At 62.7% G+C, this 20,549-nt stretch carries 18 protein-coding genes and 1 pseudogene; 10 read left to right on the plus strand and 9 right to left on the minus strand.

Annotated features, from left to right (window positions below):
• Positions 1-891 carry a pca regulon transcriptional regulator PcaR gene (gene pcaR / locus ACK56M_RS23930; RefSeq protein WP_013974048.1) on the minus strand — a complete coding sequence of 297 codons (891 nt, stop codon included), beginning with the start codon at positions 889-891 and terminating at the stop codon, positions 1-3.
• 489 nt (positions 892-1,380) lie between these two features.
• Here pcaR and ACK56M_RS23935 point away from each other — a divergent pair, with 489 nt between their 5' ends.
• Both ACK56M_RS23935 and ACK56M_RS23940 read left to right on the plus strand, forming a co-directional pair.
• Positions 1,381-1,581, plus strand: coding sequence for a hypothetical protein (locus ACK56M_RS23935; RefSeq protein ID WP_003259583.1), 201 nt, complete (start codon positions 1,381-1,383; stop codon positions 1,579-1,581).
• A gap of 311 nt (positions 1,582-1,892) precedes the next feature.
• The gene (locus ACK56M_RS23940; RefSeq protein WP_013974049.1) at positions 1,893-3,365 is read left to right on the plus strand and encodes an inorganic phosphate transporter; all 1,473 of its coding nucleotides are present in this window, start codon (positions 1,893-1,895) and stop codon (positions 3,363-3,365) included.
• 224 nt (positions 3,366-3,589) lie between these two features.
• Here the strand turns inward: ACK56M_RS23940 and ACK56M_RS23945 are convergent, their stop codons facing one another.
• Positions 3,590-5,065, minus strand: coding sequence for a helicase HerA-like domain-containing protein (locus tag ACK56M_RS23945; RefSeq protein WP_015271656.1), 1,476 nt, complete (start codon positions 5,063-5,065; stop codon positions 3,590-3,592).
• Between the two features lie 313 nt (positions 5,066-5,378).
• Between ACK56M_RS23945 and ACK56M_RS23950 the strand changes: the two are divergent.
• The 5 genes and pseudogenes from ACK56M_RS23950 to ACK56M_RS23970 form a co-directional block, all read left to right on the plus strand.
• A pseudogene (locus ACK56M_RS23950) lies at positions 5,379-6,203 on the plus strand (cache domain-containing protein); the annotation flags it as partial.
• A gap of 141 nt (positions 6,204-6,344) precedes the next feature.
• Complete coding sequence (locus ACK56M_RS23955) at positions 6,345-7,109, plus strand: methyl-accepting chemotaxis protein (protein WP_370464237.1); 765 nt, start codon at positions 6,345-6,347, stop codon at positions 7,107-7,109.
• A gap of 239 nt (positions 7,110-7,348) precedes the next feature.
• Positions 7,349-8,470: a glycosyltransferase family 4 protein gene (locus ACK56M_RS23960; RefSeq protein WP_015271658.1), complete on the plus strand. Its 1,122-nt coding sequence runs from the start codon at positions 7,349-7,351 to the stop codon at positions 8,468-8,470.
• Positions 8,463-9,227: a DUF2334 domain-containing protein gene (locus tag ACK56M_RS23965; RefSeq protein ID WP_015271659.1), complete on the plus strand. Its 765-nt coding sequence runs from the start codon at positions 8,463-8,465 to the stop codon at positions 9,225-9,227. The genes ACK56M_RS23960 and ACK56M_RS23965 overlap by 8 nt, the downstream gene beginning before the upstream one ends.
• Positions 9,224-10,216 carry a lysylphosphatidylglycerol synthase transmembrane domain-containing protein gene (locus ACK56M_RS23970; protein WP_015271660.1) on the plus strand — a complete coding sequence of 331 codons (993 nt, stop codon included), beginning with the start codon at positions 9,224-9,226 and terminating at the stop codon, positions 10,214-10,216. Before ACK56M_RS23965 ends, ACK56M_RS23970 begins: the two co-directional genes overlap by 4 nt.
• A 285-nt stretch (positions 10,217-10,501) precedes the next feature.
• Here the strand turns inward: ACK56M_RS23970 and purU are convergent, their stop codons facing one another.
• A complete protein-coding gene (gene purU, locus ACK56M_RS23975) occupies positions 10,502-11,353 on the minus strand; it encodes a formyltetrahydrofolate deformylase (RefSeq protein WP_015271661.1) in 852 nt (283 codons plus the stop codon).
• Between the two features lie 284 nt (positions 11,354-11,637).
• Between purU and mvaT the strand changes: the two genes are divergently transcribed.
• On the plus strand, positions 11,638-12,015 hold the full coding sequence (gene mvaT, locus ACK56M_RS23980; protein ID WP_015271662.1) for a histone-like nucleoid-structuring protein MvaT: 378 nt from the start codon (positions 11,638-11,640) through the stop codon (positions 12,013-12,015).
• Between the two features lie 85 nt (positions 12,016-12,100).
• Here mvaT and sbcB read toward each other — a convergent pair whose 3' ends face one another.
• From sbcB to ACK56M_RS23995, 3 genes are all read right to left on the minus strand, one after another.
• Positions 12,101-13,534, minus strand: a complete 1,434-nt coding sequence (gene sbcB / locus ACK56M_RS23985) for an exodeoxyribonuclease I (protein WP_015271663.1) — start codon at positions 13,532-13,534, stop codon at positions 12,101-12,103.
• Positions 13,535-13,605: 71 nt separating this feature from the next.
• Positions 13,606-13,965 carry a PilZ domain-containing protein gene (locus ACK56M_RS23990; RefSeq protein ID WP_003259592.1) on the minus strand — a complete coding sequence of 120 codons (360 nt, stop codon included), beginning with the start codon at positions 13,963-13,965 and terminating at the stop codon, positions 13,606-13,608.
• Positions 13,966-14,088: 123 nt separating this feature from the next.
• A complete protein-coding gene (locus tag ACK56M_RS23995; protein WP_003259593.1) occupies positions 14,089-14,475 on the minus strand; it encodes a hypothetical protein in 387 nt (128 codons plus the stop codon).
• 179 nt (positions 14,476-14,654) lie between these two features.
• Here ACK56M_RS23995 and pyk point away from each other — a divergent pair, with 179 nt between their 5' ends.
• Positions 14,655-16,109, plus strand: a complete 1,455-nt coding sequence (gene pyk / locus ACK56M_RS24000; RefSeq protein WP_013974057.1) for a pyruvate kinase — start codon at positions 14,655-14,657, stop codon at positions 16,107-16,109.
• 139 nt (positions 16,110-16,248) lie between these two features.
• Here pyk and ACK56M_RS24005 read toward each other — a convergent pair whose 3' ends face one another.
• Positions 16,249-17,169: an iron-sulfur-binding ferredoxin reductase gene (locus tag ACK56M_RS24005; protein ID WP_015271664.1), complete on the minus strand. Its 921-nt coding sequence runs from the start codon at positions 17,167-17,169 to the stop codon at positions 16,249-16,251.
• 248 nt (positions 17,170-17,417) lie between these two features.
• On the opposite strand from ACK56M_RS24005, the gene ACK56M_RS24010 reads away from it, so the two are divergent.
• On the plus strand, positions 17,418-18,941 hold the full coding sequence (locus ACK56M_RS24010; protein ID WP_013974059.1) for a fumarate hydratase: 1,524 nt from the start codon (positions 17,418-17,420) through the stop codon (positions 18,939-18,941).
• Positions 18,942-19,062: 121 nt separating this feature from the next.
• Here the strand turns inward: ACK56M_RS24010 and ACK56M_RS24015 are convergent, their stop codons facing one another.
• Together ACK56M_RS24015 and ACK56M_RS24020 are read right to left on the minus strand one after the other, a co-directional pair.
• Positions 19,063-19,941, minus strand: coding sequence for a carbon-nitrogen hydrolase family protein (locus ACK56M_RS24015; RefSeq protein WP_015271665.1), 879 nt, complete (start codon positions 19,939-19,941; stop codon positions 19,063-19,065).
• On the minus strand, positions 19,938-20,528 hold the full coding sequence (locus ACK56M_RS24020; protein ID WP_013974061.1) for a GNAT family N-acetyltransferase: 591 nt from the start codon (positions 20,526-20,528) through the stop codon (positions 19,938-19,940). Before ACK56M_RS24020 ends, ACK56M_RS24015 begins: the two co-directional genes overlap by 4 nt.
• Positions 20,529-20,549 lie beyond the last annotated feature (21 nt).

Consider the following 20,549-nt stretch of genomic DNA (forward strand, 5'->3'; position numbering starts at 1 on the left):
TCAACCAAACAACTGATGACATAGGTCCCGGCTGGCCGCCAGCAGGATCGGCAAGAACCGCTGCTCCAGCTCACTGCGCGTCACCCGCCCGACATGGGTACTCACATTCAAAGCCGCCAGCACCTGCCCCGAGGCGTCATACACCGGCACCGCAATCGAGCGCAGCCCCTGCTCCAGCTCCTGGTCTACCACGCACCAGCCCTGGGCACGCACCTGCTGGATACAGGCGAACAGCGACTCGGGGTCGTGCAAGGTACGGCTGGTACGCGCCTTCAGGTCGGCACGCTCCAGGTATTCACGCAGGCTGGTGTCGTCCATGGCCGCCAACAGAATACGCCCCATCGATGTGCAATAGGCCGGCAGGCGCCCGCCCACCGACAGGTCGACCGAAATCAACCGCTCCACGGTCGCCGAACGGGCTATATAAAGGATGTCGTCACCTTCGAGCGTGGCCATGTTGGCCGCCTCGTGCAGCTGGTCGCTGATGCGGTCCAGGTAAGGCTGGGCAGAAATCGCCAGCGGCGTCGACGACAGGTACGCATGCCCCAGCGTCAGCACCTTGGGCAACAGCGAATAGGTACGCCCGTCGGTGGTGGCGTAACCCAGCTTGATCAACGTGTGCAGGCAACGGCGTACCGCAGCACGGGGGATTTCGGTGCGGTGGCTGATCTGGGCGATGGTCAGGTGGCGCTTGCGTTCCTGGAAGGCCTGGATGACTGCCAGGCCTCGCGCCAGGGAGGTCATGAAGTCCGGGTCGCCGGTAAAGGCCTGGATGCGCTTGGCCGGTGACGCCACGATCGGTGGTGCCAGGGCTGCCGAGGCAGGTCGCCCCTGCTCCAGGTTGACCGACTCTGGATTGACGGAATCGCTGGCCAAGGTTTCGTCACTCATCGCACACCTCAAAAAAAAACGCCCACTCGTGCGATTATCGAACAAACGACCGATAATCGCAATTGACCGCTGACACTTTTACTTATACCTTTCTCATGCCACTTGTGGCTTCTTTGGAGAGACTGGTCAGGTACCCACCGTAGAAGTCCCCAGGCAACGGCCTCGCCTTTTGGCGAGGCCGTTTTTCATTACCCCCCCGGTCGACTGTCCCGCTGCTGCACTGCAACGAACTTTTGTCCGTATTGCCTTTCAAACTTGTACGAAAGGCCCAAACTGTCATCGAATGCATTCCATTACTTGCGTCTTGTGATGTCAGGGTTGGGTAAATTACGATGTTCGGCGAATATCGATTGCTATAATCGATTGCGCAGGCCTCGACGATGCCGTGGTAATGGAACCCTCCGCTGTATCAAGCCGTTGCGGCCAGCAAGGCATGTGCACGCTGCACAACGCTTAACAACTGTCATCAAACTTAATTCAGGTACTACTGTGACGAAAGATGAACTGCGCGCGGAACTCGAGCGCCAGGCTGAACGTTACAAGGATGTTTATGGTGGCGAAGTCACCACTTACGCCGCACAACCGGATCCGGAACGCAAACCTTGGCGCAAGCGCGCCAGCGTGCGCGACCAGGCCTTCAGCCAGGAACTGGAACGTATGGAAAAGGAACTGCGCAGCGACACTCCCTGACCCGGGACCACGCCAGCGCGTCGTCGCCCGGCCAGCCCGGGCGCGGTCGATCTTTACTGTCCGGCCGAAGGTGAAATGGAATTACACAAATTTCATACGCCCGTTTGAAAAGAAGCGAAGCGGCTTTTTTTCCAGCTTTTTGCCGGTTTTCGCCAGCTTTTACGCGCTTTAGCGGATATTTCCCTGCCGGCACGTCGCACCGTGCACATCACGCTCGCGTCAGGAAGATTGCCGTCGGTCTGTCGCAAATGCATCGATTGCCAACGTTTTCTGGCATAATCCCGCCCCCCTAAGACCGCCAGACAACCTTCATGATCGAATTATTCAGCGGACTGGATGCCTGGGTGTTGGTGAGCCTGCTGCTCGCCTTGACCTTCGTGCTCGCCTTCGAGTTCATCAATGGCTTTCATGACACCGCCAACGCGGTAGCTACCGTCATCTATACCAAAGCCATGCCGCCGCACCTCGCCGTGTTCTTCTCCGGCGTGTTCAACTTCCTTGGCGTTCTGCTCGGCGGTGTCGGGGTGGCCTATGCCATCGTGCACCTGCTGCCAGTAGAGCTGCTGATCAATGTGAACACCGGACACGGCCTGGCCATGGTCTTCTCGCTGCTGGCTGCGGCCATCACCTGGAACCTGGGCACCTGGTACTTCGGTATCCCCGCCTCCAGCTCGCACACGCTGATCGGCTCCATCCTCGGCGTCGGCCTGGCCAACGCCCTGATCAACGACATCCCGCTGGGCGACGGTGTCAACTGGCAGAAGGCTATCGACATCGCCATGTCGCTGGTGGTCTCGCCGATGGCCGGCTTCGCCGTTGCCGCTATGGTGCTGATCGGCCTGAAGTGGTGGCGCCCGCTGTCGAAGATGCACAAGACCCCCGAGCAGCGCCGCAAGCTCGACGACAAGAAGCACCCACCGTTCTGGAACCGCCTGGTACTGGTGGTTTCGGCCATGGGTGTGAGCTTCGTGCACGGCTCCAACGACGGCCAGAAAGGCATCGGCCTGATCATGCTGGTGCTGATCGGTATCGTCCCGGCCAAATTCGTCCTCGACCTGAACAGCACCACCTACCAGATCGAGCGTACCCGCGACGCCACCTTGCACATGAGCCAGTTCTACCAGCGCAACGCCGCCACCCTGGGCGAGTTCCTGGCACTGGGCAAGGCCAAGTCCAGCGACCTGCCGGAGCAGTTCAGCTGCAACCCGCAGCAGACCGAGCCGACCATTGCCGCGCTGCAGTCCTCGCTGCAGGGCGTGACCGACTACCACAGCCTGAGTGCCGACAAGCGTGTCGAAGTGCGCCGCTACCTGCTGTGCCTGGACGACACGGCGAAGAAGGTCGGCAAGCTGCCAGGTCTGGAAGCCCGTGAAAAGGCCGATCTGGAAAAACTGCGCAAAGACCTGACCGCCACTACCGAGTACGCCCCGTTCTGGGTGATCGTGGCCGTCGCCCTGGCCCTGGGCCTGGGTACCATGGTCGGCTGGAAGCGCGTGGTACTGACCGTTGGCGAGAAGATCGGCAAGCAGGGCATGACCTATGCCCAGGGCATGTCGGCACAGATCACCGCGGCCTGTGCCATCGGCATGGCCAACATCTTCGCCCTGCCGGTATCGACCACCCACGTGCTGTCGTCCGGTGTGGCCGGCACCATGGTCGCCAACAAGAGCGGCCTGCAAGGCGGCACCGTGAAGACCATCCTGCTGGCCTGGGTACTGACCCTGCCTGCGTCGATGGGCCTGGCGGCCGGCCTGTTCTGGCTGGCGTCCAAAGCCATTGGCTGAGTGATACCGCAATAAGAAGAAGGCGCCCTCGGGCGCCTTTTTCGTATCCGCAAACACACACGCCTCTTGTAGGAGCGGCCTTGTGTCGCGAAAGGGCTGCAGAGCAGCCCCGGCAATTTGCGCATCTGCGCTGAAATCCCGGGGCTGCTTCGCAGCCCTTTCGCGACACAAGGCCGCTCCTACAGGTACAGCGCAGGCCTGTGGATGGGGCCGGTACAGGCAACCTACCTTTTCTTGCCCCCCAGCAACGACCCCATCAACCCTCGCACCAACTGCCGCCCCAACTGGTTGGCCGCCTGGCGCACCGCCGACTTGATTGCCTGCCCTGCCGCACTCTGCAAGAACTCACCAGCCTTGTCGGCAAAGCTCTCTTCATCCGCCTTGGGTTGCGGCACGGGCTCCACCGGCTCGCCCTTGCGCTGGGTCAGCATCTCATAGGCCGATTCACGGTCCACCGGCTTGTCGTAACGCCCCGCCAGCGGCGAATTGGCAATCAGCGCACTGCGCTCAGCCGCGCTCAACGGCCCGATACGCGACTGCGGCGGTGCAATCAGCACACGTTGCACCATCGCTGGCGTGCCCTTCTCTTCCAGTGTCCCCACCAGCGCCTCGCCAATACCCAGATCGGTCAGCACCGCCAGGGTGTCGAACACCGGGTTGGGGCGGAAGCCATCAGCCACCGCCCGCAGCGACTTCTGCTCCTTGGCGGTAAACGCCCGCAAGCCATGCTGAATGCGCAAGCCCAACTGGGCCAGCACCGCATCTGGCAAGTCCCCCGGCGACTGGGTGACGAAGTACACACCCACGCCCTTGGAACGAATCAGCCGCACCACCTGCTCCAGGCGATCCTGCAATGCCTTGGGTGTATCGTTGAACAACAAGTGCGCTTCATCGAAGAACAACGCCAGCACCGGCTTATCGGCATCACCGCGCTCGGGCAGTTGCTCGAACAACTCGGCCAGCAGCCACAACAGGAAGGTCGCGTACACCTTCGGTGCATCGTGAACCAACCGGCTGGCGTCCAGCAGGTGGATACGCCCACGGCCATCCGGGTCTGGCCGCAGGAGGTCCTCGAGCTGCAACCCCGGTTCACCGAACAACGCCTCGGCGCCCTGCTGCTCCAGGGTCGCCAACCGGCGCAAAAGCGCCTGAGTGGAGGCCGTTGTCATCAGCGCGCTGTCTTCGCCCAGCAGTTGCGGGTTGTCCTTCAGGTGCGCGAGCAGCGCCTTGAGGTCCTTGAGGTCCAGCAGCAGCAGGCCTTCACGGTCGGCTACCTTGAACGCCGCATACAGCGCCGCCTGTTGGCTGTCGGTCAGTTCCAACAGGTTGCCCAGCAGCAGCGGCCCCATTTCACTGAGGGTGGTACGCAGCGGGTGGCCGGACTGCCCGGCAATGTCCCACAGGCTCACCGGGTAAGCCTGGGGCCTGTGCCCCAGCCAGGGCATGCCGGCGATGCGCTCGGCCACCTTGCCTTGCGGCGCACCAGCAGCGCCCAGGCCGCACAGGTCGCCTTTGACATCGGCGGCGAACACCGCAACCCCCGCGTCACTGAACGCTTCCGCCAGATGCTGCAAGGTGACGGTCTTGCCAGTACCCGTAGCGCCCGCTACCAGGCCATGGCGGTTGGCCAACCTCATAGCTTGCCCAACCGGCTGGCCATCCGGGCCAGCACCTACAACGATGGTCGAAATTTCCGACATCTCTTAAATCCTCTGCTCAAGCTTTACCGTAATTCGGCCGATACCTGTGGGTGATATTCGCCTTAATAGAGAGGAACAACCGAAAAGGGACTTTTCGGGATATTGCACTGCTTTGCGACTCCACGCGTGCAAACGCCTGATATGAAACCTTAGCGGAACCGATTACGCCATGAACAAAAGCCTTCGTTTCAGCCACAAGATTCTTTTGGCAGCATCACTGATCGTGATACTCGCCTTCAGCCTTTTCACGCTCTACAACGATTACCTCCAGCGTAATGCGATCCGCGAGGACCTCGAGAACTATCTGGCTGAAATGGGCGCTTCCACTTCGACCAATATCCGCAACCTGTTCGAAGGCCGTATCAAGCTGGTGGAAAACCTGGCACAGAACATAGCCCAGGACCCGACCAACGCCGAAACCCTGATGGGCCAGAATGCGCTGATCTCGAGCTTTCTCACGGTTTACGTGGGCAAGGTCGACGGTGGCTTCAGCGTGCGTCCTGACACGAAGATGCCTGACGGCTACGACCCACGTATCCGTCCCTGGTACAAGGACGGCATGAACGCCGCAGGCCCGATCCTGACCGAGCCATACATCGACATGGCCACCAACAGGATGGTCATCGGCATCATCAACAAAGTGTCCGGCAGTGTCGGTGTCGTCGGTGGCGACCTGGCCCTGGACGGCCTGGTGCAGATCATCAACTCGCTGAACTTCGGCGGCATGGGCTATGCCTTCCTGGTCAACGATCAAGGCAAGATCTTGGTGCACCCGGACAAAGACCTGGTGATGAAGTCGCTGTCGGACCTGTTCCCGCAGCACACGCCGAAACTGAGCGGTGAGCTGACCGAAGTGCAGAGCGACGGCCAGGCCCGCCTGCTGACCTTCACCCCGATCACCGGCCTGCCGTCGGCCAACTGGTACATCGGCCTGTCGGTGGACAAGGACAAGGCCTTCTCGATGCTGAGCACCTTCCGCACGTCAGCGGTGATCGCCACGCTGGTGGCGGTGGTGATCATCATCGGCCTGCTCGGGCTGCTGATCCGCGTGCTGATGCAGCCGCTGCACACCATGACCCGTGCCATGGAAGATATTGCCGAGGGTGAAGGCGACCTGACCAAGCGCCTGCGCATCCACAACCATGACGAGTTCGGCATCCTGGGCAGCGCCTTCAACCGTTTTGTCGAACGTATACACAGTTCGATCCGCGAAGTGTCCTCGGCCACCGAGCAGGTCAACGAAGTTGCCCTGCGGGTCATCAGTGCCTCGAACTCGTCGATGACCAACTCCGACGAACAGTCCAACCGTACCAACAGCGTGGCCGCCGCCATCAACGAACTGGGCGCCGCCGCCCAGGAAATTGCCGGCAACGCCGCCCAGGCCTCGCAGCACGCCAGTTCGGCGCGGTTGCTGGCCGAAGAAGGGCAGCAGGTGGTGGAACGCAACATTGCGGCAATGAACCGCCTGTCCGACCTGATCGTCACTTCCAGCGCGCACATCGAGACGCTGAACAGCAAGACCGTCAACATCGGTCAGATCCTTGAGGTGATCACCAGCATTTCCCAGCAGACCAACCTGCTGGCGCTGAACGCGGCCATCGAAGCGGCCCGTGCCGGTGAAGCCGGGCGTGGTTTTGCCGTAGTCGCCGATGAAGTACGCAACCTGGCGCACCGCACCCAGGAGTCGGCGCAACAGGTGCAGACCATGATCGAAGAACTGCAGGTCGGCGCGCGCGAATCGGTCGAGACCATGGACCAGAGCCAGCGCCACAGCCAGGACAGCATGCAGATCGCCAACCAGGCCGGTGAACGGCTGGACAGCGTTACCGTGCGCATCGGCGAGATCGACGGCATGAACCAGTCGGTAGCCACCGCCACCGAAGAGCAGACCGCCGTGGTCGAAGCGATCAACATGGACATCAACGAAATCAACATGCTCAACCAGGAGGGCGTGGAAAACCTGCAGGCCACCCTGCGCGCCTGCTCCGACCTGGAGCAGCAGGCCGGCCGCCTGAAGCACCTGGTGGGCAGCTTCCGCATCTGACAAGTGCTACTCCTCTCTTTGTAGGAGCAGCCTTGTGCTGCGAAGAGGCCAGTACAGGCATGCCTTCTCTGGCCCCTTCGCAGCACAAGGCTGCTCCTACAACGCTTGTGCAGCCTACCCTCTTCCCAACCCCACCCAACCCCGATCGAACAAACTATCCTTCTGATAGGTCAACCTTTAGGCGCGTCATCGCCGGCCCGTTAACGCCGGATGACAGACCCGAAGACGATCCCGGAGGGATGCTGATCGTGCACATCGCCGACATCACCATGTTCTACGCCCCCGCCAGTGGTGGCGTACGTACCTATCTTGATGCCAAACACCACCGCCTCGACGCCATCCAGGGCGTCCGCCACAGCTTGCTGATACCCGGTGCCAGCGCCCAGCACGCCGATGGCATATACCAGGTGCCCGCACCGCCACTGCCGTTCGGCAATGGCTACCGCTTCCCGGTACGCCTGGCCCCTTGGTGCAATGTGCTGCGCAGGCTCAAGCCCGACCTGATCGAAGTCGGCGACCCCTACCTGACCGCCTGGGCTGCGCTGGAAGCGCGGCGCAAGCTCGATGTGCCGGTAATCGGCTTCTACCATTCCGACCTGCCGCTGCTGGTCAGCAACCGCATGGGCAACTGGTTCACCCCCAATGTCGAGGCCTATGTCAGCAAGCTGTACGGCAATTTCGACCGGGTCCTGGCCCCCAGCCAGGTCATGGCAGACAAGTTGCGCCGCCTGGGCGTGCGCGATGTGCACGTGCAGCGCCTGGGCGTCGACCTGGCCACCTTCCACCCCAACCAGCGCGACCCGCAGCTGCGTGCCGAACTGGGTATTGCCGAAACCAGTCGCCTGCTGATCTACGCCGGCCGTGGCTCGCGAGAAAAGAACCTGCCGGTGCTGCTCGACTGCATGCAGCACCTGGGCCACCCCTACCACTTGCTGTTGGTGGGTTCGAACATGCCGGCCAACGTACCGCGGAACGTCAGTGTGATCGATCACTTCTGCCCGGCACCGGAAGTCGCCCGGCTGATGGCCAGCGCCGACCTGCTGGTGCATGCCGGTGACCAGGAAACCTTCGGCCTGGTCATTCTCGAAGCGATGGCCAGCGCCACGCCGGTAGTGGCCGTGCGCGCAGGTGCTTTCGGCGAAATCGTCAACGAACAATGCGGGCGCTTGTGCCGCCCCAACGATAGCCAGGCCATGGCGACGGCCGTGCAAGAGGCGTTCGAAGCCGGTGTGCGCACGCTTGGGGTACAGGCCCGTCGCCATGCCGAGCAGCACTATTCGTGGGACAACGTCGTCGCCGGCCTGCTGCAACACTACCAGGCTGTGCTCGGCCACCAGCCACAGGTACGTGCCCATGGCTGAGCCGCTACCGGCATCGCGCAGCCTGATGCTGGTGCTGCACGATGTCGCGCCCGAAACCTGGCCCGACTACCAGCCCTTCGTCCAGGCCGTCGACGCCATCGGCGGCATCCCCATGACCTGGCTGGTGGTGCCGGACTTTCACCACCGCAACCCGCTGCAACGCTCGCCTACCTTCTGCCGCTTGCTCGAACGGCGCCTGGCCCAGGGCGACGAGCTTGCCCTGCACGGCTTCTACCATGCCGACAGCGGGCCACCACCGCGCACACCCGGCGAATACTTCATGCGCCGCATCTATACCCACGAAGGGGAATTCTACGCCCTTGACCAGCAGCAGGCCCTGCAACGACTGGAGCACGGCCTGGCACTGTTCGCCCAGCAGGGCTGGCCAGTGGCAGGCTTCGTCGCGCCTGCCTGGCTGATGAGCGAAGGCACCCGCCAGGCACTGCGCCGTCTGCCGCTGCGCTACACCAGCACGCCACAGCACCTGTATCGTTTACCGGACTTCACCGCGATCAAGGCCCCAGGGCTTGTCTGGAGTGCACGCAGCGCCTGGCGCCGTGGCCTGTCACGGGTGCTGTGCGACTGGCAATGCCGGCGCTGGCGCGACGCCCAGACCCTGCGCCTGGGCCTGCACCCGGTGGACATGCGCCATCGCGCGTCCCGCGACTATTGGCTGAACACCTTGCACACGCTACTGGCACAGGGCCGAGAGCCGCTGACCAAATCCACCTGGCTCGACCGCCAGGCCAGCGTATGAACCGCCTGGCCTGGCTGGCCCTGGCACTGCTGGGTGCCATGCTGGTACCGGCACTGCTCGGTGGCAGCGAGCTGCTACCGAGGCTGCAGCGCTTCGCCCCCAGCCTCATGCTGACCCTGCTGGGCATGATCCTGCTTTGCTGGGTCATCAACGCCATCCGCTTGCGCCTGTTGCTCGGCCAGCAAGGAGCAAGGCTTGGGCGCCTGCGCAGCCTGGGTGTGGTGATGGCTACCGAGTTCGCCATCTGTACCACCCCCGGCGGCAGCGGCGGCCCCTTGACCCTGATGGCCCTGCTGGCACGTGACCGGATAGGCCCGGCGCGCAGCGGCGCGGTGTTTGCCATGGATCAGCTGAACGACCTGGTGTTCTTTTTCTGCGCGATGCTGGCTATTGCCGGTTATGCACTGTTCCACAGCCTGGGCCGCAGCCAGGAGAGCATGTTGCTGGGCAGCGCGTTGCTGCTGTGCACGGCACTGGCCGGAGTGATCGGCCTGCTGCGCTACCGGCGCACGGTGATGCGCGTGAACGGCAGGTTGCTGCGCCGCCTGGGCATGAGCCGCCAGCGCAAGCGGCGCTGGGCACGCAAACTGCTACGCTTCATCGATGCACTGGCGCAGACTTGGCGCCTGCCCAAGCGTACGCTGACCTTGGTGTTCACCCTGACCTGCGCCCACTGGGGCCTGCGCTACAGCGTGTTGTACCTGGTATTGAGGGGGTTGGGGGTAGACCTGGCGTGGATCCCCAGCTTTTTGGTGCAGATGCTCTCGCTCAGTGCCGGCCAGTTCAGCCTGCTGCCTGGCGGTGCCGGTGCCGCCGAGCTGACTTCGGCCAGCTTGCTGACGCCACTGGTGGGCAGTTCGACCGCGGCTGCGGCGATCCTGATATGGCGGGCGGTCACTTACTACTTTTATCTGCTGGCGGGTGGGCCGGTGTTTGTGTGCCTGCTGGCGCGCCCGCTGCTGGCGCGTTGGCGGCGTCAGGCGGGTTGAGCTGCTGCCAAAGTTCCGCAGCGCCGGGGAAATCGGTGCCATCGGTGTCGGCCAGGGCTTCGGGGTCGTAGCGGGCCAGGCAGCCTTCACCGAGGGTGGGTGGGGGTGAGGCGGTGGGGTTGTTGCGAGTCTTCGCCATTACGTATCCCTCAAGATTGCCGGGGGCGCTTTGCGCCCCTTTCGCCGGCAAGCCAGCTCCCACACCGACCGCATCGACCTCAAGCCATGTGCAAACCTGTGGGAGCTGGCCTGCCGGCGATGGGCTGCAAAGCAGCCCCAAGGCCGTCAATCAAAAACTACAGTCTTGTTGCCATGCACCAGCACCCGGTCTTCCAGGTGATAACGCAGGCCACGGGCCAACACCATCTTCTCCACATCACGGCCAAAGCGGACCATGTCATCGATGCTGTCGGCATGGCTGACACGCACCACGTCCTGCTCGATGATCGGGCCGGCGTCCAGCTCTTCGGTAACGTAGTGGCAGGTCGCGCCGATCAGTTTCACACCACGCAGGGCCGCCTGGTGATACGGCTTGGCGCCGACGAACGACGGCAGGAAGCTGTGGTGGATATTGATCACCTTTTCAGCATAGTCCTGGCACAGTTGCGGCGGCAGGATCTGCATGTAGCGGGCCAGCACCACCACGTCGGCGGCGTGCTCCTGCACCAGGCGCGAAACTTCGGCAAAGGCCGATGCCTTGTCCTTGGGGTCGACCGGTACATGGAAGAACGGAATACCGTGCCACTCGACCATGCTGCGCAGGTCGTTGTGGTTGGAGATCACGCAAGGGATCTCGCAGTCCAGTTCATCGGTGTGCCAGCGGTGCAGCAGGTCCGCCAGGCAGTGCGACTCGCGGCTGGCCATCAGTACCACGCGCTTTTTCTGCGCCGAGTCGGTAATGCGCCAGGTCATGGAGAACTCTTCGGCGATCGGCGCAAACGCCTCGCGGAAGGCTTCGATACCGAACGGCAGCGATTCGGCGCGGATTTCATGGCGCATGAAGAACCAACCGCTCTGCTCATCGGAGTGGTGGCTGGCTTCGTTGATCCAGCCATTGTACAAGGCCAGGAAATTACTGACTTTCGCCACGATGCCAACACGGTCGGGGCAGGCGATCACCAGACGATAGGTGCGCATGAATGAGACTCCAGAACTTCGCAAAGGCGCTCATTCTAGCGGCCCGCCAGGAAAAACGCAGTATTGATCGCAGCGGCCGTGGCCTGTGTTCCTGACGAGATGCACTACCGGCATTCTCTGACAGACATGACGAAATGCAGGGTTAATTGTAAATTTTTGTTCACGTAGAGAAATGGTTGTCACAGCTTAGTTAACAGTTAATTGCCCAACAATATGTTTACTTGCGAGTATTGCCTGTCTATTATTGCCCCACACATTTCTGAACACGCATTAAGGAACACTCCATGTCCCTGATCAACGAGTACCGCGCTACCGAAGAAGCCATCAAGGAACTTCAGGCCCGCCTGGCCAACCTGTCGCAGGATGACAAGCTGAAGAAAGAACTGGAGTTCGAAGGCAAATTGCGCGCACTGATGGGCGAGTACTCCAAGTCGCTGCGCGACGTGATTGCCCTGCTCGACCCAGAGTCGAAACTGAGCAAGGCCCCTCGTGGTGCAGTCAAGACTACCGCCACCAAGCGTGCGCGCAAGGTCAAGCAATACAAGAACCCGCACAACAATGAAGTGATCGAAACCAAAGGCGGCAACCACAAGACCCTGAAAGAATGGAAAGCCAAGTGGGGTGGCGATGTGGTTGAAAGCTGGGCGACCCTGCTGGACTGATTGTCCGCACACGCCTGCTGCTTATCGCAACAAGAACGCCGGCATATTGCCGGCGTTTTTGTTTGTCCGCGTTTTGTGTCAGCGCTCAGCCAACTGCATACTGTGCCTGCAATTGCCGGGCATGTACCTGCCAGGCATCCAGCACCCGCCGCCCCGCATCGTCAGCGCCCTCCCAGGCCTGCTGCCGCGCCTGTTCGAAGTCGCCCAGCGTATTCGGCGCGCCCCACTGCGGGTCGCTCAGGCGCTGCTGGCAGAAGCTGAACCAGCGTTGCCGCTCTTCGCCGGTCAGGGTCTCGGGGAAGTTGCGTGCCCTATAGCGGAACAACAATTCAGGCAAGCGCAGGTCATCGAACATCCACTGCCCATGGCTCAACTGCGCCGGTTCCAGTGCACGAACTTGCTCGCATAAGCGGCGGTCACGGTCCCCCAGAAAACCGTCATACAACTGTTGTTCCGGGTCTTCACTCGGGGCGAAGTCTTCCTTGCCGTAGATGTGTTCCAGCTTGTCTTGCCATTGCGCCTGTTGCTCGGCCAATTCTTCGCCGCGCAATTGTAACAACGTCAAGTCCAGACCCAACCGCTGTTGATCGGCCGGGCGTAATACCGAAAGTGGCGCCACTACCGGGCAGCGATTGACCTGCACCAATTTGAGCGGCACGGGTAATTCGCCTTCGGCCAGTTCTTCATGGCGGGTATACAAACGCCGGCGTAGAACTTCAGCACTTTCCCGTAGTAACGGTAGGGTTTCCTGATGCAGGTCGCACACAATCAGTGCATTGCGATTACGCGGGTGCCAGGCCAGCGGCAATACGACACCAAGGTAATTGCGTGCCGCCGAGAAGCGCCCGGATATATGCACCAGTGGCTGCAACAAACGGATCTGCTCCATCACTTTATGCTTGCTGCGCAACTGAAACAGCCAGTCATACAACTTGGGCTGTTTTTGCCGGATCAGGCGGGCCAGGGCGATGGTTGCCCGCACGTCGGAAAGCGCTTCGTGGGCATGCCCATGGTCGATGCCATTGGCCTTGCTCAGCAGCTCCAGGCGCAGGCTGGTGCGCCCGTCCTGCTGCGGCCACTCGATGCCGTCCGGGCGCAGTGCATAGGCCGTGCGCACGATGTCGATCAGGTCCCAGCGGCTGTTGCCGCCCTGCCACTCTCGGGCATAAGGGTCGAAAAAGTTGCGGTACAGGCTGTAGCGGGTCACTTCGTCGTCGAAGCGCAGGGTGTTGTAGCCGGCGCCACAGGTACCAGGGTGCGCCAGTTGTGCGTGCACCCGGGTCATGAACTCCGCTTCGCACAAACCCTGCTCGGCCAGCAGTTGTGGGGTGATGCCAGTCACCAGGCAGGCGGCCGGGTGCGGCAGGATATCGTCGGAGGGCCGGCAATAAAGGCTGATCGGCTCGTCGATTTCGTTGAGGTCGAAGTCGGTGCGCACACCGGCAACCTGCAACGGCCGGTCACAGCGCGGGTTGATGCCGGTGGTTTCGTAGTCGTGCCAGAAAATGCTGGAGGTCACGGGGTCGTCCTGTATCGAGGTCGACCCGATTCTAGCGCGATTCCAGAAGCTGGGCCCGGGGCTCAGCAGGCTTAGGCAGATGCGTTGGCGGGGCGGAAACTGAAATAGTCGCGCAACGAACGGACGAATTCATCGTACTCGCGGGGGGCCTGCAGCAGCATGAAACCGGAATCGTAGTGCCCGGGCGTCTGGTCTTCACGGCACCACAGGCAGCTGGCGGTAAGGTTGACGAATTGATGCCCGCCACCAAGCAGCGGCAGGCGTAATTGCAGATCATAGTCGGGCCCGACCAGCACAGGTAGCTGGCTTATCAGCATCAGCCCGTCTTCAGAGGCGTTACCCAGCTGGCCGATGGCCTGGCCGGTAATGCGGTTGAACACCTTGAGAACACAAGGTAGCTGATGGCGTTCGATGTGGCGCTTGTTGAACATGATCGCAAGTGCAGTCCGTATCCGATGCCAGGAATACGTGGAACTGGCGGTTGTTGTAACAACTGAGTTACAGATTAGCGCAGCGCGCGCGGCAAATCCCGTGAAATAAATCACACCTTGGTGTTAACGCCAAGGTGCGGCGGTCACCGGGTTCGCCACGGCGGCTTCGGTGCCGCGCAAATGGCCGAGTTTCTCCAGGGTCTGCAGGCGTGCCTGGGCACGATACGCGTATTCATTGCCCGGGTACTGCTGGATCAGGTACTGGTAGGTCTGCGCCGCATCCACGTACAAGGCCTGGCGCTCCAGGCACTGGCCGCGCAGCAGCGACACCTCGGGGTGGATGAACGGTCGTGCACGGCTGGTGCGGTCGACCTGCGACAGCTCGAGCATGACCCGCGCGCAATCGCCACGGTCGTAGGCACGGTAGGCATTGTTCAGGTGGTGGTCCATGGACCAGCGGGTGCAACCGACGGCGCTGGCCGCCAGGGCTAAAACGATCAGGGCTCGCATGGGGGTCTCCTTTGATGCCAGTGTATCGGCCTTTGCCGGCAAATCTTCACACCCTTTTGCAATGATGCCCTGCCCGTTCAAATGCCACCCTGCCTCGGTCGCAGGTAGTGCAACGGAACAATGACTACAGCGAGATTCAGGAGTAGCCTTTCGCTGCGCTTCACTATAGGAGTCTGTGCATGAGCATCCGCCGTACCAAAATCGTCGCCACCCTTGGCCCCGCCAGCAACTCGCCGGAAGTGATCGAACAGCTGATCCTCGCCGGCCTGGACGTGGCACGCCTGAACTTCTCCCACGGCACTCCGGACGAGCACAAGGCCCGCGCGCGCCTGATCCGTGACATCGCCGCCAAGAACGGCCGCCATGTTGCACTGCTGGGCGACCTGCAGGGTCCGAAGATCCGCATCGCCAAGTTCGCCAACAAGCGTATCGAATTGAAGATCGGTGACAAGTTCACCTTCTCCACCGCCCACCCGCTGACCGAAGGCAACCAGGACATCGTCGGTATCGACTACCCCGACCTGGTCAAGGACTGCGGCGTTGGTGACGAGTTGCTGCTCGACGATGGCCGCGTGGTGATGCGCGTCGAGACCGCCACCGCAGATGCCCTGCACTGCGTGGTGATCATCGGTGGCCCGCTGTCGGACCACAAAGGCATCAACCGTAAAGGTGGCGGCCTTACCGCACCGGCCCTGACCGAGAAAGACAAGGCCGACATCAAGCTGGCCGCGGAAATGGACCTGGACTACCTGGCCGTGTCCTTCCCGCGTGACGCCAGCGACATGGAATACGCCCGCAAGCTGCGTGACGAAGCTGGCGGCAGCGCCTGGCTGGTGGCCAAGATCGAACGCGCCGAAGCGGTGGCCGACGACGAGACCCTCGACAAGCTGATCCTCGCATCCGACGCCGTCATGGTCGCCCGTGGCGACCTGGGCGTGGAAATCGGCGACGCCGAGCTGATCGCCATCCAGAAGAAGATCATCCAGCACGCCCGCCGCAACAACAAGGCAGTGATCGTGGCGACCCAGATGATGGAGTCGATGATCCAGAACCCGATGCCGACCCGTGCCGAAGTGTCCGACGTGGCCAACGCCGTGCTGGACAACACCGACGCGGTGATGCTGTCGGCCGAGAGTGCCGCCGGTGCCTACCCGATCGAAGCTGTCCAGGCCATGGCCCGTATCTGCCTGGGTGCCGAAAAGCACCCGACCAGCCAGAAGTCCAGCCACCGCCTGCACACTACCTTCGAGCGCTGCGACGAGAGCATCGCGCTGGCGGCCATGTACACCGCCAACCACTTCCCGGGCGTGAAGGCGATCATTGCGCTGACCGAGAGTGGCTACACCCCGCTGATCATGTCGCGCCTGCGTTCGCACGTGCCGATCTTCGCCCTGTCGCCGCACCGCGCTACCCAGGCACGTGCCAACATGTTCCGCGGCGTGTACCCGATTGCCTTCGATCCGGCCTCGCTGCCGGCCGACAAGGTGAGTCAGGCAGCGGTCGACGAACTGCTCAAGCGTGGCCTGGTGGAGCAAGGTGACTGGGTAATCCTGACCAAGGGTGACAGCTACCACACCATCGGTGGCACCAATGGCATGAAGATCCTGCATGTCGGTGATCCGCTGGTCGGTTGATCTGCTCCAAACGGGGCCGCACTGCGGCCCCATCGCCGGCAAGCCAGCTCCCACAGGTTACTGCGCAGGCCCAGGTCTGTTGCAATCCTGTGGGAGCTGGCTTGCCGGCGATGGGGCCAGCCCAGATTACACAAATGCCTCAGGCATGCTCGACAAACACATCGGCAAACACCTGCCCCCGTGGCACTCCGGCAATGAACAGCCGCCGGGCAAACCGCTCGACACTCCCCGGCGCTCCGCACACCAGCGCCACCGTCTGCCGCGATGACGGCCGCAACCCGGCCAACGCTTCATCCAGCCGCTCTGCCAGTACCAACTCGACACTCACATCCGCCATCTTGCGCAACGGCTCGGCCAGATAATGCCCAGCGTCCTCGTGCGCCACATGCATGACCCTGATTTCCCCTTGGTGCCCCTGCCGCAGAGCCTCGCGCAAGATGCCCCACAACGGCGCCAGCCCGGTCCCCGCCGCCAGCAACCACAGCGGCCGCTGTTGCCAGTCCGGGTCGTAGTGCAAGGCCCCTCCCCTGAGCTCGCCCAGGCGCAGCACATCACCCAGCTGCAAGCCACGGGCCTTGTCACAAAAGGCGCCGGGGTGCTGGCAGTCGATATGAAACTCGAGGAAATCATCTTCGCCCGGCAAGCTGGCCAAGGAGTAAGGCCGCGCCACCGCGCCATTCCACAGCACCACATGCTGCCCCGCCTGGTAACGCATTGCCCGTTCGGGCCGCAGCCGCACGCGCAGCACATCGCCGAACCAGTCCAGGGCACAGACCTGCGCCGGCAGGCCATCCTGCTGCGGGTCGAACAGCGCCACGCGCAGATCTTCGACTACCCGACACTGACAGGCCAGCCGCCAGCCCTGGGCATGCTTGTCCGGCGCCAGGGCCTCGGGCATGGCATCCAGCGGTTGCCCGCCCAGGCAGTGCACCAGGCAGGCATGGCAACTGCCGGCGCGGCAACTGTAGGGTACGTTCAGCCCGGCCTCGTTCAAGGCATCGAGCAGGTTGCTGCCGGTCGGCACCGCCCAGCGGCGCTCGCCCACGCAAAGTACGGGCATGGTCGGTCTTTCTCCACATATTACAGTGCACTTTAAGCCAAGCACGCAACGGCAGCAAAAAGGATGCCCAACCACTGCCGACCATGGTCCAGACCGACCGCAGGTGTGCCCGGCACGGATGCGCGCTATACTGCCGCGCCTTTTTCCGTCGGCCTGACCTGCCGGCGCCTTGCAAGGCGCTTCGACACGCTGGTCGGCACCGTCGAGCGCCGTAATGAATGTTCCCGTCTTTAAGAGGAGCGCGCTGCATGACCGTGATCAAGCAAGACGACCTGATTCAGAGCGTCGCCGACGCCCTGCAATTCATCTCGTACTACCACCCCGTCGATTTCATCCAGGCCATGCACGAGGCCTATCTGCGTGAAGAATCGCCTGCTGCGCGCGATTCCATCGCCCAGATCCTGATCAACTCGCGCATGTGCGCCACTGGCCATCGCCCGATCTGCCAGGACACCGGTATCGTCACCGTGTTCATCCGCGTGGGCATGGACGTGCGCTGGGACGGCGCCACCATGAGCGTCGACGACATGATCAACGAAGGTGTGCGTCGCGCCTACAATCTGCCTGAAAACGTCCTGCGCGCTTCGATCCTGGCCGACCCGGCCGGTGCCCGCAAGAACACCAAGGACAACACCCCGGCAGTGATCCACTACTCCATCGTCCCCGGCGACAAGGTCGAGGTCGATGTCGCAGCCAAGGGCGGCGGCTCGGAGAACAAGTCGAAGATGGCCATGCTCAACCCGTCCGACTCGATCGTCGACTGGGTACTGAAGACCGTCCCGACCATGGGCGCTGGCTGGTGCCCGCCTGGCATGCTCGGCATCGGCATCGGCGGTACCGCCGAGAAGGCCGCCGTCATGGCCAAGGAAGTGTTGATGGAGTCCATCGACATCCACGAACTGAAAGCCCGTGGCCCGCAGAACCGCCTGGAAGAAATCCGTCTGGAGCTGTTCGAGAAGGTCAACCAGCTGGGCATCGGCGCCCAGGGCCTGGGTGGCCTGACCACCGTGCTCGACGTCAAGATCATGGACTACCCGACCCACGCCGCTTCGCTGCCGGTGTGCATGATCCCCAACTGCGCCGCCACCCGCCACGCCCACTTCGTGCTCGATGGCTCCGGCCCGGCCGAGCTGGAAGCGCCGTCGCTGGACGCCTACCCGGAAATCGTCTGGGAAGCTGGCCCGAGCGCCCGTCGCGTCAACCTCGACGCCATCACCCCGGAAGAAGTCGCCAGCTGGAAGCCGGGCGAAACCATCCTGCTCAACGGCAAGATGCTGACCGGCCGCGATGCCGCGCACAAGCGCATGGTCGAAATGCTCAACCGTGGCGAAGAGCTGCCGGTGGACCTGAAAGGCCGCTTCATCTACTACGTTGGCCCGGTCGACCCGGTCGGTGACGAAGTGGTAGGCCCAGCCGGCCCGACCACCGCCACCCGCATGGACAAGTTCACCCGCCAGATCCTCGAGCAGACCGGCCTGCTCGGCATGATCGGCAAGTCCGAGCGCGGCCCTGCCGCCATCGAAGCGATCAAGGACAACAAGGCCGTGTACCTGATGGCCGTCGGCGGTGCTGCCTACCTGGTGGCCCAGGCCATCCGCAAGTCGAAGGTCCTGGCCTTCGCCGAGCTGGGCATGGAAGCGATCTACGAGTTCGAGGTCAAGGACATGCCGGTGACCGTCGCCGTGGACAGCAACGGTGAGTCGGTACACATCACTGGCCCTGCCCTGTGGCAGAGCAAGATTGCCCAGAGCCTGGCAGTCGAAGTGAAGTAAATCTGCTGCAAAAGCGTCACGGCCCTGCTCTTTGTAGGAGCAGCCTTGTGCTGCGAAGAGGCCTTGTGTCACCCACAGATATTTGGGTGAGCACAGGCCCATTAGCAGCACAAGGCTGCTCCTACAGGGGGCAGATCCGGTCAAACTGCTCCGGCCAGTCCCTGCGGGTAAACACCTGCCCTTCCCGCCTCACCCGCCGTACTTCCTCAAGGTCCACCTCACAGACCAGCCACTGACTAGTGGCAGGGCTCGATTCTTCACTCAAGGCCACCACCCCATCCCCCGGCATCCCATGATCCGGCGGCACGAACAGCCCTGCCCGGCCGATATTCTCGTCCAGCGCCGGCGACCAGGGCGCCAGCCCGACCGTGGGGCTCTGCAACACCGCAATCTGGTTCTCCAGCGCCCGCGCCTGGGCACCGATGCGCACCCGGTGGTAACCCGCCTCGGTGTCGGTACAGCTCGGCGCCAGGATCAGGTCGGCACCACCCTCCGCCAGGCGCCGCGCCAGCATCGGGAATTCGTTGTCGTAGCAGATCAGGATGCCCAGGCGCCCCAGTTCAGTGTCGAACACCTGCAGCCCCTGGCCCGCGGCTATGTCCCACTGCTCCCGTTCGAAACGGGTCATCATCAGTTTGTCCTGGTAGCCCAGCACACCTTGGGGGCCGAACAGCCAGGCACGGTTGCGGTAGCGCCCATCGCTGTCCAGCACCGGTACGCTACCCGGTTGCAGGTAGATACCCCAGCGCCGGGCAAGGCTCTCGCACAAGGCCCTCCAGGGTTCGATCAGCGGCTGGATACCGGCGATGGAAGCCTTCAGGTCACCCCGCTGCTCGGCACTCAGCTGCCCGCTGAGCACCAGGCCGGCGTACTCCGGCAACAGCAGCAAGCGGGCCCCCGCGTCCACCGCCTTGGCGCACAGGGCTTGCAGATGATCGGCGTAGGCCTCCCAGGTCTCATGCAGCTCGATGGCGTACTGGCAGGCCGCCAAGCGGATCATATCGGCAGTTCCTTGAGCCAGAACGACATCAGCTTGTCGGAGCTTTCCTGCTCGTCCAGGTCGCGCCAGGCGTAGCTGGTGCGCAGCGACGGGTCGTGCAGGAAGCCGCGGTTACGCCAGAAGCCATGCAACGGCTTGTAGTCCGCAGGCCGCCGCGGATGCACACCTGGCCGCTCGACCGCACAGAACGCGCAATAGTCGAACTCGGCCAGCTTGTGTGCGTAGGACTCGCGCTCGATGAAAAAGCGCACCCCCAGGCCCTGGCCACGGTACTCGGGCAGTACCACCGATTCACCAAAGTAGTACACGCTGGCCGGGTCGCGCCCCTGGGCCAGGAACGGCTGCTGGAACTCGGGGGCGACATCCACCAGCGGCAGGCCGGTGGAGGCACCGACCACCTTGCCGTCGTCCAGCGCCAGCACCACCAGGCTGCGCCCGGAGCGGGCATAAGTGGCCAGGTAGTCGGCCTCGTACTCCGGGGTGCCGTCATAAAGGTAGGGAAACTCGCGAAACACGGTAAGGCGCAGGCGAGCGAGGTCATCGATGTAAGGCGCGATAGCGGCGCCGTGCAACAGGCGTATTTCCATGCTTGGCGGTCGTTTTGTCGA

It is taken from the genome of Pseudomonas sp. s4 (genome assembly GCF_046764235.1).
GTDB lineage: Bacteria > Pseudomonadota > Gammaproteobacteria > Pseudomonadales > Pseudomonadaceae > Aquipseudomonas > Aquipseudomonas asiatica.

Bases quoted from the DNA above. Each gene is read 5' to 3' on its own strand.
- ACK56M_RS23970 (WP_015271660.1), top strand. From the start codon at position 9,224: ATGAACCGCCTGGCCTGGCTGGCCCTGGCACTGCTGGGTGCCATGCTG.
- ACK56M_RS23960 (WP_015271658.1), top strand. From the start codon at position 7,349: ATGCTGATCGTGCACATCGCCGACATCACCATGTTCTACGCCCCCGCC.
- ACK56M_RS23965 (WP_015271659.1), top strand. From the start codon at position 8,463: ATGGCTGAGCCGCTACCGGCATCGCGCAGCCTGATGCTGGTGCTGCAC.
- ACK56M_RS23955 (WP_370464237.1), top strand. From the start codon at position 6,345: ATGACCAACTCCGACGAACAGTCCAACCGTACCAACAGCGTGGCCGCC.
- ACK56M_RS23995 (WP_003259593.1), bottom strand. From the start codon at position 14,475: ATGCGAGCCCTGATCGTTTTAGCCCTGGCGGCCAGCGCCGTCGGTTGC.
- ACK56M_RS24020 (WP_013974061.1), bottom strand. From the start codon at position 20,528: ATGGAAATACGCCTGTTGCACGGCGCCGCTATCGCGCCTTACATCGAT.
- pyk (WP_013974057.1), top strand. From the start codon at position 14,655: ATGAGCATCCGCCGTACCAAAATCGTCGCCACCCTTGGCCCCGCCAGC.
- ACK56M_RS23940 (WP_013974049.1), top strand. From the start codon at position 1,893: ATGATCGAATTATTCAGCGGACTGGATGCCTGGGTGTTGGTGAGCCTG.
- ACK56M_RS24010 (WP_013974059.1), top strand. From the start codon at position 17,418: ATGACCGTGATCAAGCAAGACGACCTGATTCAGAGCGTCGCCGACGCC.
- ACK56M_RS24015 (WP_015271665.1), bottom strand. From the start codon at position 19,941: ATGATCCGCTTGGCGGCCTGCCAGTACGCCATCGAGCTGCATGAGACC.
- ACK56M_RS24005 (WP_015271664.1), bottom strand. From the start codon at position 17,169: ATGCCCGTACTTTGCGTGGGCGAGCGCCGCTGGGCGGTGCCGACCGGC.
- mvaT (WP_015271662.1), top strand. From the start codon at position 11,638: ATGTCCCTGATCAACGAGTACCGCGCTACCGAAGAAGCCATCAAGGAA.
- pcaR (WP_013974048.1), bottom strand. From the start codon at position 891: ATGAGTGACGAAACCTTGGCCAGCGATTCCGTCAATCCAGAGTCGGTC.
- ACK56M_RS23945 (WP_015271656.1), bottom strand. From the start codon at position 5,065: ATGTCGGAAATTTCGACCATCGTTGTAGGTGCTGGCCCGGATGGCCAG.
- purU (WP_015271661.1), bottom strand. From the start codon at position 11,353: ATGCGCACCTATCGTCTGGTGATCGCCTGCCCCGACCGTGTTGGCATC.
- ACK56M_RS23990 (WP_003259592.1), bottom strand. From the start codon at position 13,965: ATGTTCAACAAGCGCCACATCGAACGCCATCAGCTACCTTGTGTTCTC.